The organism is Streptomyces nogalater (assembly GCF_039532885.1).
Classification (GTDB): Bacteria; Actinomycetota; Actinomycetes; order Streptomycetales; family Streptomycetaceae; genus Streptomyces; species Streptomyces nogalater.
This window is the reverse complement of record NZ_BAAASM010000077.1, coordinates 1-11288: the sequence shown is the minus strand read 5'-3', so window position 1 is coordinate 11288 and position 11288 is coordinate 1. Positions and strand designations below refer to the sequence as shown.

Below are 11288 nucleotides of genomic sequence, written 5' to 3'. Positions count from 1 at the left end.
CTGCTGACAGGAGTCCGAGTGCGGAGACCACGTATGCCGAAGGCCGGACATACCGGTCGGGAGCCGGAGGACGGCGCCGGTGCGCGAACGCGGTTGCCGGAGCCTCCCCGGTGGCTGCGGTGGCTGCCGGTCCTGTACGTCGTCACGGTGCTACTGCTGGAGCCCGTCACCCCCGTCGAGTGGCCGGTGAGCTTCGTGCTGACCGCCCTGCCCCTGGTGACCGCGTTCGCCTACGGTCCGGCGGTGGTCGCCGGTGCCACCGTGTTCGCCGTCCTCCTGGAAGGCGTCCTGGCCGGCACCCCGTGCTGTGCCGGCCGGCCCGTCGGCTATCTGTGGGACCGCCACTACGTGGCCTCCTACGTCTGCACGGCCCTGGTGGGCGTCCTCGGCACCATCCTGGCCGCGCACCGCACACACCGCGAGCGCACCCTCGCCGACGTGCGCTTCGTGGCCGACATCGCCCAGCGGGTGCTGCTCCGGCCGGTTCCGCACCGCATCGGCGACCTCCTGCTGGACAGCCTCTATCTGTCCGCCACCGCGGAGGCGCGCATCGGCGGGGACCTCTACGAGGCCGTCCCCACCCGGTACGGCATCCGGCTGCTCATCGGCGACGTACGGGGCAAGGGACTGCTCGCGGTGGAGACCGCCGCGGCCCTGCTCGGCGCCTTCCGCGAGGCGGCGCACGACGAACCCGCGCTGCCCGCCCTGGCCGACCGCGTGGAGACCAGCATGAACCGCAGGGCGGCCCTGCTGGGCGGGAACGAGGTGGGCGAACGGTTCGTCACCGCCGTCTTCGTGGAGATCCCCACCGGGGAGCCGGTGCTCCGCGTCGTCAACTGCGGCCATCCGCCGCCCGTCCTCATCCGCTCGGGGCAGGTCCGCGAACTGGACAGCGGGCGGTCGGCCCCGCCGCTCAACCTCGGTGTGCTGGCGGGGGAGCCGTACCACGTCGAGGAGTACTCCTTCCGCCCCGGCGACCAGCTGCTGCTGTACACGGACGGCATCACCGAGACCCGCGACCCGGACGGCTCCTTCTACCCCCTCCTCCAGCGCCTGCGCTCCTGGCGTTCCCTCCCGCCCCGGGGGCTCCTCGAACAGCTCCACCACGACCTGCTGGCCTACAGCGGCGACCGCCTCCAGGACGACATCGCGGCGCTCGCGGTCTGCCTCCCCGCCGACGCTCCGACCGAACCCTGACGAACCGCTGCGCCGTCGGCCGGCGCGAGGTCACCATCATCTACCTGGAATCTCCACGTTCCGAGCCTTGGTGATGAGGCAGGGTGTCGCTTATAAGGTAAAGAATAGTATTCACTTTTTTCTACCGGTGGACGGCGATTGCACATGACGGGTCGAGTGGTGAAACAGGAGAGAGCGGTGCGCACACGTGCCGCTCTCCTTCACGCGGCGGCCGAGACGTTCGCGGAGTACGGCTTCGCCGGCACGACCGTCTCGCGGATCGCCGAGCGGGCCGGGCTGACCCTGGGCGCGCTGTACTTCCACTTCAAGTCCAAGGAAGAGCTGGCGCGTCTGATCGTCACGGGCCAACCGGAGCTGGTGGTCCCACAGCTGGACTCGCAAGGGCTGCAGCACGCCGTCGACCTGACGCTGACCTGGGCCCATCAGCTGCTCGACGACCCGGTGCTCCGGGCCGGGGCGCGCCTGGTGATGGACCAGGAACTCTTCATCAAGCCGAGTGTGAACTCGTATCGGCAATGGACGGGCATCCTGCTGGACGACTTCGAGCAGGCCCGGCGCCGCCGCGAGCTGCGGGCCGACGTGGACACCGAGGCCTACGTCCGGCTGATCGTCGGTTCCTGTACCGGCGCGCAGATCCACACCCAGCTGGAGACCTCGCACCGGGATCTGCCCGCGCGCGTCGAGGAGATGTGGCGATGTCTGCTGCCCGCCCTCGCCGTGCCCAGCGTGGCCAGGAAGGTGCGGTTCGGCGAGGAGCGGGCCAGGGTGGCGTCGTCCTGAGAGGGGATCGGCGGGTGCGCCGCTGACGCGCGGTACCTCTTTTTCGTCGCCCGGCTACGGTTTGGGAACCGGAACGACCGGCAACGTACCCGAACGTACGCGCTCTTGCGCCTGCCCCAAGGGTCAACTTCCCCTAAAAAATAAAAATAATACTATTATTGTGAAGGGGGGTGCCTGGATCCAGGTGAGGGACGTCCCGCTCAAGCGCCGCGAACGGCACCGAAAGTGACCTGAGTCGGAGGGGAACGGCATGGAGCTGAGGATGCTCGGGGAAGTGGCCGTACAAGAGGGGACGTTACCGATCTACTCGGCCGAGGTGCAGACCAGGCAGGTGCTCGCCCTCCTCGTCGCGGCGGCCGACCGTGTCGTACCGGCGTACGCCCTCGCCGACGAACTGTGGCCCCAGGGCCCGCCGGACCGCGCCCAGGACGCCCTGGAACATCACATCGGCCGGTTGCGCGCGGTCATCGGCGCGGTCTCGCAGGCGGCGGGCAGCGAACGGCCGGCCGAGCACGTCCTGGCCTCGGTGCCCGGCGGCTACCGGCTGGACACCGGCGGCGGCTCCAGCGACCTCAGGACGTTCGAGCGGCTGACCGGCGCCGGGTACCGGGCCATGGAGGCGGGCGACCTCCACCTGGCCGGTCTGCGGCTGCGCGAGGCCCTCGCCCTGTGGACCGGCGCCCCGCTCTCCGGCGTCCCCCACGGACCCCAGCTCCACGCCCACGCGGCCCGGCTCACCCGCTCCTGGCAGCGGGCCGTGGACCGGTGGATCGACGCGGAACTCAGGCTCGGGCGCTGGCGGGAACTCTGCGTCGACCTGACACAGGTGCTCACCCGCTACTGCCCCGCGACGCTGCTGTACGCGCGGCTGAAGGCGGACCTGGACCACCGGGGCCAGGACCGCGACGTCATCCGGGACCACCTGCGCAGGCGGCGCGAGACGCGCACCGCGCCCCTGCGGCCCCTGCCAGGCCTCGTTCCCGTCCCGAGAGAACCCGGCCGGCGGGCGCACTGCGCGGACGTCGGACTCGGCACGCTGCCGCGCATCCCGCTCGGGGACCTGCAAAGCGCCTGAAGGCGCGGCGGGCCGGGGGAGGCCGCCCACCGCTCGCACACACTGCCACGGGGACCGTTGTCCGCACTTCTTCGTGCTCGGGCGCCGCCTTCCCGGGACCTGACGGACTGCCCGGTGACCTGACGGAGCAGGTGGCAAAGCGTTGGCGGTGATCGCGGGGTCCACCAGGATGGCGGTCCGGTGGGTACCGCGCCCGGCCGGAGCGACGACAGGGACCGTGTGCGACCCCGCTCCTCCTGGTGCACGGCCCTTCCTCCACCGGTCCCCGAACAAGGAGTTGCGAGCCCTCGTGAAGCACCAGGACACCAGCGCCTCGTCCGCCGCCGGCCTCCGGTGGGTCGAACTCGACCGCCGGGCCGTGGACGTCGCCCGCGCTCTCGCCGTGGACGCCGTCGAAACCGCCGGTCACGGTCACCCCGGCACCGCCATGAGCCTCGCCCCCGCCGCGTACCTCCTCTTCCAGCGGCTGCTGCGACACGACCCCGCCGACCCGCGGTGGGCGGGCCGCGACCGCTTCGTGCTCTCCTGCGGGCACTCCAGCCTCACCCTCTACACCCAGCTCTACCTCTCCGGCTACGGCCTGGGACTCGACGACCTCAAGGCGCTGCGTACGGACGGCAGCCTGACGCCCGCCCACCCCGAGTACGGCCACACCCCCGGCGTGGAGACCACCACCGGACCGCTGGGCCAGGGACTGGCGAACGCGGTGGGCATGGCCATGGCGGCCCGGCGCGAGCGCGGCCTCTTCGACCCGGAGGCCGAGCCCGGCCAGTCGCCCTTCGACCACACCATCTGGGTCTTCGCCTCCGACGGCGACCTGGAGGAGGGCATCAGCCACGAGGCCGGCTCCCTCGCGGGACACCAGAGACTGGGCAACCTCGTCGTGCTCTACGACGACAACCACATCTCCATCGAGGACGACACCCGGATCGCCCAGTCCGAGGACGTCCTGGCCCGCTTCCGGTCCTACGGCTGGCATGCGGAGCGCGTCGACTGGACCACCCCCGACGGCTACCGCGAGGACGTTCCCGCCCTGTACGACGCCCTGGTCCGGGCCCGTGACTCCACCGGCCGGCCCTCGCTGATCGCCCTGCGCACCGTCATCGGCTGGCCGGCGCCCCACAAGCGGAACACCGGCAAGATCCACGGTGCGGCCCTGGGCGCCGAGGAGGCCGCCGCCGCCAAGCGCGCGATGGGCCTCGACCCCGACGCGGCCTTCCAGGTGCCGGCCGAGGTGCTGACCCACGCGCGCGCGGTCGCCGACCGGGCCCGCGACCTGCGCGCCACCTGGGACAAACGGTACGCCGACTGGCGCGCGGCCCACCCGGGCAAGGCCGCCCTGTACGACCGGATCAGCGCCCGGCGGCTGCCCGAGGACTGGACCGCGCACCTGCCGGCCTTCGCCCCCGGACAGCGGATCGCCACCCGCAAGGCCTCCGGGGACGTGCTCACCGCGCTGGCCGCGGCGCTGCCCGAACTGTGGGGCGGCTCGGCGGACCTGGCGGAGAGCAACAACACCACGATGCGCGGTGAACCCTCTTTCGTCCCCGAGGAGTTCGCCACCGCCGCCTTCCCGGGCCACCGCTACGGCCGCACCCTGCACTTCGGCGTCCGCGAGCACGCGATGGGCGCGATCCTCAACGGCATCGCCCTGCACGGCGGAACCCGGCCCTACGGCGGTACGTTCCTGGTCTTCTCCGACTACATGCGGCCGGCGGTACGGCTGGCGGCGATGATGGGTCTGCCCGTCACCTACGTGTGGACCCACGACTCCATCGGCCTGGGCGAGGACGGGCCCACCCACCAGCCCGTCGAACACCTCTGGGCGCTGCGCGGCATCCCCGGCCTGGACGTCGTACGCCCCGCCGACGCGGGCGAGACGGTCGCCGTCTGGCGCGGTGTCCTGGAACGCGCCGACCGGCCGGCCGGGCTGTGCCTGAGCCGGCAGAGCCTGCCGGTACTCGACCGTGGCGAGGGCAGCGGACTCGCCCCGGCCGACGACGCCCTCCGCGGCGGATACGTCCTCGCCGACGCCGAGGACGGCCGCCCCGACGCGGTCATCATCGCCACCGGCAGCGAGGTGCACCTCGCGCTCGCGGCCCGGGAACTGCTGCGCGCGGAGGGCACCGACGCGCGCGTGGTGTCCATGCCGTGCCTGGAGTGGTTCCTGGAGCAGAGCCAGGACTACCGCGACGCCGTCCTGCCACCGGAGATCACGGCCAGGGTCTCCGTGGAGGCAGGCACCGCGCTCGGCTGGTACGCCCTGCTCGGCTCCGCCGGACAGACCGTCTCCCTCGACCAGTTCGGCGCCTCGGCCGCCCCCGAGGCGCTGTACCGCCGGTTCGGCTTCACCCCGGCCAAGGTCGCCGCCGCCGTGCGCGCCAGCCTGGAGCGGGCCCGGCGGACCGAGCGCGCCTGACCCGCCCGGCCCCGCAGCACAGGAAGGAACAGCCGATGCCGGCCCGCCGACGCGCCGCGGTCCTGGGTTCCCCCGTCGCCCACTCGCTCTCCCCGGTGCTGCACCGCACCGCCTACCGCGAACTCGGCCTGCACACCTGGACGTACGACCGTCACGACGTCGACGAGGGCGCCCTCGAGTCCTTCCTCGGCGGTCTGGACGAAAGCTGGGCGGGACTTTCGCTGACCATGCCGCTGAAGCGGGCCGTGCTCCCGCTGCTCGACTCCGTGACGGACGCCGCGCGATCCGTACAGGCGGTCAACACCGTGCTGTTCACGGCGGACGGCCGGAAGGAGGGGCACAACACCGACATCCCCGGCATGACCTCGGCGCTGCGCGAACGGGGCGTCAGCCGCGCCGGGCACGCCGCCGTCCTGGGAGCGGGGGCCACCGCGGCCTCCGCCCTGGCGGCCCTGGCCCGCATGGGGACACCCGAGGTCACGGCCTATGTGCGCGGCGAGGCCCGGGCGGCCGAGATGCTCCGGTGGGGAGAGCGGCTCGGGCTGGCCGTCCGCACGGCCCCCTGGGACCGGGCGGCCCAGGCCCTGAACGCGCCCCTCGTCATCTCCACCACCCCCGCCCAGGCCACCGACGCCCTGGCCGGATCCGTACCCGTTACCCCGGGTGTGCTCTTCGACGTACTGTACGATCCCTGGCCCACCCGGCTCGCGCACCAATGGCAGACCCGGGGCGGCACCGTCATCGGCGGCCTCGACCTGCTGGTGCACCAGGCGGTGCGTCAGGTGGAGCTGATGACGGGCCGCCGCCCGGCACCGGTGCACGCCATGCGCACCGCCGGCCGACGGGCCCTCGACGGCCGGAAACAGCCCATCTGACCCGGGCGCCGGCCCCTGCCGGGCACCACCCCGGCGGCGGGCCGCCCCGACAGCCGTGGTTGACTCCTCGATCACGGTCTGCCTAAGTTCTTCGCAAACGCGAAAGGCCAGGCCGGCGGGGGTAAAGGCGATGACCGACGCAGCATACAGAGACCGTCCGGACCTGCTCACCGTGCTCCGGCTCCTGGCCGAAGAAGTACCGTCCCACCGTTTCGAGGAACTGCTGCTACGGGCGGAGCGCACCTGTCCCCCCGAGGAGCGGGACCGGTTGGAACAGGCGGTCCGGCTGGCACACATCATCCACGCCGCGCAGCACCGGCGCCGCCAGCGCGAGGACGGGCTCGCCGAACTCGTCGACACCGCCCGCGACATGACCCAGCCGCGCGACCTGGGCGAGCTGATGCGGGTCATCAGCCGCCGGGTCAAGCGGATCACCAAGGCGGACATGGCGTGCGTCGGGCTGTGCGAGAACGACGGCACCCTCAGCCTGCACGCCGCCGAAGGGGCGACCACCGGCATGTGGGCGGAGGTGCGCCCGTCCACGGGAGCCGGACACCAGGCCGTGACGATCGGGGCCCCGTTCTGGACGGCCGACTATCTGCGCGACGACCGGTTCGAACACTGCCCGCTGGCCGACGAGATGATCCGCGCGGAAGGCATCACCTCGCTGCTCGCCGTGCCGCTCGTGCACGGCGACAGCGCCCTGGGCGTCCTGTACTGCGCGAACCGCAGCGTACGCCACCTCACCCCGGACGAGATCGGGCTGGCCTGCTCACTGGCCGCGCTGGGCGCGGTGTCGCTGGAGCGCGCGGAGCGGCTGCAGGACGCCAGCGACGAGGTCAGCGAACTCGAAACCGACGGCTTCCGCACCCGGACCACCCTGGCCAGGCTGCAACAACTCACCGACGTACACGCCCACTTGATGGGACTGTTGCTGTCCGGTGCCGACCTGGAGACCCTGGCGCAGGCCGCCGCCGACGCGCTGGACGGCACCGTTCAACTGCGCAATCCCGCGGGCCGCGTCATCACCGCCACCGCGCCCCTGCCCGACCTGGACGACAACGCGGTGACCGAGGCGTCCTGGGACGCCCATGCGCAGCGCACCCCGATACCGTACGGCGAGGACACCTGGATCGCTCCCGTGGCGGCGGGCGCGGAGAACCTGGGGTTCGCCGTGCTGCGCCCCGCCACCCCGCTGATCGGCGAGGACGAACGGCTGCTGCACCTCATCACCCAGGTCTTCGCCCTCCAGCTGCTCCTCCGGCACGCCACGGCCACGGCGGAGAGCCCCGTCCCCGACGAGCTGCTGGACGAGCTGATCGCCCTGCCCTCCGGCGGATCACGGCGGGCACACCGCATGGAGCAGCGCCTGAGCAGGGCGGGCCTGGACCCGGCGGCGCCCCATGTGCTGCTCGTCGTCCGCATCGAGGGCGGGTCCCACGGGCGCGCCATGATGTGGGCCTCCTCCTACGCCTACCGGCACGGGGGCCTCAAGACCGCCCGAGACGGCAACATCGTGCTGCTGCTGCCGGGCACGGAAGCCTCGGACACCGCCCACTCGGTCGCCGGCCTACTGTCCGCGGTGCTGGGTCATCCCGTGACCGTGGGCGCCTCCGGGCCCGGCCGCGGGCCCACCGAGGCGGGCCGGCTGCACCAGGAGGCGGTGCGCTGCCTGAAGGCGCTGACCACGCTCGACGCCGTCGGCAGCGCCGCGGCCCTCGACGACCTCGGCTTCGTGGGACTCCTGCTGTCCGACGGCCATGACGTGGGCGGTTTCATCGAGAACTCCATCGGACCGGTCCTCGCCTACGACCGGGACAACGACACCGAGCTGGTGAAGACGCTGGAGGCGTACTTCGCCACGGGCGCCAGCCCGAGCAAGGCCGCCGACCGGCTCCACATCCACGCCAACACCGTCTCGCGACGACTGGAGCGGGTCACCACGCTGCTGGGCGCGCGGTGGCAGCAACCCGACCGGATCCTGGACATCCAGCTCGCCCTGCGGATCCACCGGATGAGGGCCCTGCTGCGCACCGACACCGCCGGCGCGCCGGAGGCCTGAGACACCAGTGTGGTCCCGGAGGCCCACCGGGTCCACGGCCGGTCGCCGGATGTGTCAGGTCGGACCACACCGCCGCCCGGAGGTGACGTACTGACCGGCGTGGACGAAGGCCAGGCCGCTCCGGTCACTAGCGTGCCGTGGATGAACACACACATACAGGTGGGTACCGGCCGGGGCGCGTACGACGTGCGGGTGGGCCACGGCCTGCTGCGCGAACTCGCCGACGTCACCGCCGCGTCGGGAAACGGGGCGGCTGCGCGCGTGGCCGTCCTGCACGCGCCCCGGCTGCGCGACACGGCCACCGGCGCGGCCGGGCTGCTGGCCGAGCGGGGCCTTCGGCCGACGGTGATCGAACTGCCGGACGGCGAACAGGCCAAGACCGCCGACACCGCCGCCCGCTGCTGGCGGACCCTCGGAGAGAACGGCTTCACCCGCACCGACGTGATCGTGGGCATCGGCGGCGGCGCCACCACCGACCTGGCCGGCTTCGTGGCCGCCACCTGGCTGCGCGGAGTGCCCTGGATCGCCGTACCGACCACCCTGCTGGGCATGGTGGACGCGGCGGTCGGCGGCAAGACCGGCATCAACACCGGCGAGGGCAAGAACCTCGTGGGCGCCTTCCACCCGCCGGGCGCCGTCCTGTGCGACCTCGACCTGCTCGGCACGCTGCCGGCCGCCGACTACACGGCGGGCCTCGCCGAGGTCGTCAAGGCCGGCTTCATCCGGGACACCACGATCCTGGACCTGATCGAGGCGGACCCGGAGGGCGCGCGCACCCCGCACGGGCCGCACACCCGGGGACTCGTCGAACGCGCGATCCGGGTGAAGGCCGACGTCGTCACCCAGGACCTGCGCGAACAGGGCCCGCGCGAAGCGCTCAACTACGGCCACACACTGGGCCACGCCATCGAGAAGTGCGCGGGCTTCACCTGGCGGCACGGCGAGGCGGTGTCCGTGGGCATGGTGTTCGCCGCCGAACTCGGCCGCCTGGCGGGCCTGTCGGACGACACCGTGGTGCGGCGCCACCGGACCGTGCTCGGCGCGGTCGGCCTGCCCCTCGGCCACCGCGGCGGGCGGTGGCCGGAACTGCTGGACGCCATGCGGGTGGACAAGAAGGTCCGAGGGAACACCCTGCGCTTCATCGTCCTCGACGGCATCGGCCGCACCCGTGTCCTCGCCGACCCGGCCCCGGACCGGCTCGCCGCCGCCTGGGCCCGGGTGTCCGGCTGACGGCTTCGGTTCCCTGACGATGCCACCGCCCCCGCCGCCCGGCCGGGGTGCGGTGGCGGCCCGGCCCGGTCAGGCCCCGATCAGCCGGCCGGCCCGCCGCGGCCCGTACTCCGCCGCGTGCAAGGCGATCGCCGTGTGCGCCACGGAGGACAGCGTCATATGGCGGTGCCAGCCGCGGAACGAACGGCCCGCGAAGTCGCGCAGCCCGGCCCGCTCACCGATGTCGTCGCAGTCCCGCTCCACCCGGTCGGCCAGCTTCGCGGTGCGTACCAGCGACGCGGCCGGCACCCGCGGCAGGGAGGTGAGCCAGAGGGCGGACGGGGGCCGCCCCGGGTCGGCCCACTCGCCCAGCAGGAACAGCCGCCGGGGCGCCCCGCCGACGGGGCCGGGCAGGGCGACGGGGACCTTCGCCGCCCAGGAGGCGCGGGGCAGGTGCGGCTCGGCCGGGTCGTGCCAGGCGGCGGGCACCCGCATCCCCTTGAGCAGGTCCAGGATCCGGCGGGCGGGCAGCGGCCCGGCCCGGTGCCCGGGCAGCGCCGGGTCGGCGACGGACAGCGGGGCCGAGGGGCTGATCCGGGCGAGGAAGGGCACCCCTCCCGAGGCCAGACGGCGGGAGGCGGCGCCCACGTCGCAGCGGCGCAGATCCAGGACGGCGGGCCGCCGCGGGATGTCCCACAGCCGCGCCATCTGCAGGGCCACGGACACGGCGCTCTCCTCGGCGCTCTCCGGGGGCGTGCGCTCGGGCACCTCCGCCCGCGCCCGCCGCTCGGGGTCGTTGACCCAGCTCTCGGGCAGCACCATGCGCCAGTTGACGGGGGCGCTCACCGACGAGGAGGCCAGCCAGGCGCCGATCACCTGCTGACCCCGGACGATCTGCCCCAGGTGCGGGGCGAACTGCTCGTCCACGCCCACCGAGTACTTGCCCGCCTTCGGTATGTGCATCGGCTGTATGACCCACGCCTGCGGCGCGATGGTGTGTTCCAGATAGCCGGCCAGCGCGGCGCGCAGGGGCTGCCAGTCCCAGGTCGAGCTGGCGACGAAGTGGTGCAGGCTCTGCTCCAGACCGGGCCGGCCCAGATGGGCGGCGATGTTGCGGATGGACTTGCGGCCCCGGGTGGTCAGCAGCCCGCGCAGATACTGCTCGGCCTGGCGCCGCTGGTCCTTGCGGCCGAGTAAGGAGAACAGGGCGGCGGACAGCTCCGCCACGATATCGTCGTCGGGCACCTCGCCATCGAGGGAAACGGAGCGCTGGTGGGGGGGCACGGACGGTGCGTGGGTGGCGTCGACGTTCCTCAGCACAGACGTGTTCACGATGCTCCAGCCGTGTTCGGGCAGCTCTCTTCGGTTACCTGAGCACCATGGCTGGAGTGACCCGGGCGGGACGAGGTGTGCCTGCCACCCGAATATGCCGGATCCTGCGTGGAGCACCACCCGTGGGCGGCTCGCGGGTCTCGGACACATCGGCATGGTTGACGCGCCGTTGACGGAGTATTGCGCCGACTACCCGGCGTGTGTGGCCGGACCACCGCCGGCCCGGGCGGGTGTGGGGGCCGCGCCCCACACCCACCCGTCCACCTCAGCGTATGGCCAGGTGGTCGAGGTAGGAGCGGACGTTGCGGCGGGTCTCGGTGACACTGTCGCCACCGAACT

Annotated in this window: 7 protein-coding genes and 1 pseudogene; 7 read left to right on the top strand and 1 reads right to left on the bottom strand. The window is 73.0% G+C overall.

Annotated elements, in window-relative coordinates:
• Nucleotides 1–114 precede the first annotated feature (114 nt).
• The 7 genes and pseudogenes from ABD350_RS37235 to aroB all read left to right on the top strand — a co-directional run bounded on the left by ABD350_RS37235 (nucleotide 115) and on the right by aroB (nucleotide 9638).
• Complete coding sequence (locus tag ABD350_RS37235; RefSeq protein ID WP_382466972.1) at nucleotides 115–1197, top strand: PP2C family protein-serine/threonine phosphatase; 1083 nt, start codon at nucleotides 115–117, stop codon at nucleotides 1195–1197.
• Nucleotides 1198–1341: 144 nt separating this feature from the next.
• Complete coding sequence (locus tag ABD350_RS37230; protein WP_344353782.1) at nucleotides 1342–1977, top strand: ScbR family autoregulator-binding transcription factor; 636 nt, start codon at nucleotides 1342–1344, stop codon at nucleotides 1975–1977.
• Nucleotides 1978–2227: 250 nt separating this feature from the next.
• Nucleotides 2228–3052, top strand: coding sequence for an AfsR/SARP family transcriptional regulator (locus tag ABD350_RS37225; protein WP_344353780.1), 825 nt, complete (start codon nucleotides 2228–2230; stop codon nucleotides 3050–3052).
• Nucleotides 3053–3221: 169 nt separating this feature from the next.
• Nucleotides 3222–5514, top strand: a pseudogene (gene tkt / locus ABD350_RS37220) (transketolase); the annotation flags it as partial.
• Nucleotides 5507–6346 carry a shikimate dehydrogenase gene (locus tag ABD350_RS37215; RefSeq protein WP_344353774.1) on the top strand — a complete coding sequence of 280 codons (840 nt, stop codon included), beginning with the start codon at nucleotides 5507–5509 and terminating at the stop codon, nucleotides 6344–6346. The pseudogene tkt and the gene ABD350_RS37215, both read left to right, overlap by 8 nt.
• A 130-nt stretch (nucleotides 6347–6476) precedes the next feature.
• Nucleotides 6477–8408 (top strand): helix-turn-helix domain-containing protein, encoded by a 1932-nt coding sequence (locus ABD350_RS37210; protein WP_344353771.1) that lies wholly within the window; start codon nucleotides 6477–6479, stop codon nucleotides 8406–8408.
• 141 nt (nucleotides 8409–8549) lie between these two features.
• Entirely contained in the window at nucleotides 8550–9638 is a 1089-nt protein-coding gene (gene aroB / locus ABD350_RS37205; RefSeq protein WP_344353768.1) for a 3-dehydroquinate synthase, read from the top strand.
• A gap of 69 nt (nucleotides 9639–9707) precedes the next feature.
• Here the strand turns inward: aroB and ABD350_RS37200 are convergent, their stop codons facing one another.
• Complete coding sequence (locus tag ABD350_RS37200) at nucleotides 9708–10949, bottom strand: IS701 family transposase (protein WP_425584216.1); 1242 nt, start codon at nucleotides 10947–10949, stop codon at nucleotides 9708–9710.
• Between the last annotated feature and the right edge of the window lie 339 nt (nucleotides 10950–11288).

What these genes read in the sequence shown, in the direction of transcription:
- ABD350_RS37230 (WP_344353782.1), top strand. Translation starts at nt 1,342, where the DNA reads ATGACGGGTCGAGTGGTGAAACAGGAGAGAGCGGTGCGCACACGTGCC.
- ABD350_RS37225 (WP_344353780.1), top strand. Translation starts at nt 2,228, where the DNA reads ATGGAGCTGAGGATGCTCGGGGAAGTGGCCGTACAAGAGGGGACGTTA.
- ABD350_RS37215 (WP_344353774.1), top strand. Translation starts at nt 5,507, where the DNA reads ATGCCGGCCCGCCGACGCGCCGCGGTCCTGGGTTCCCCCGTCGCCCAC.
- ABD350_RS37210 (WP_344353771.1), top strand. Translation starts at nt 6,477, where the DNA reads ATGACCGACGCAGCATACAGAGACCGTCCGGACCTGCTCACCGTGCTC.
- aroB (WP_344353768.1), top strand. Translation starts at nt 8,550, where the DNA reads ATGAACACACACATACAGGTGGGTACCGGCCGGGGCGCGTACGACGTG.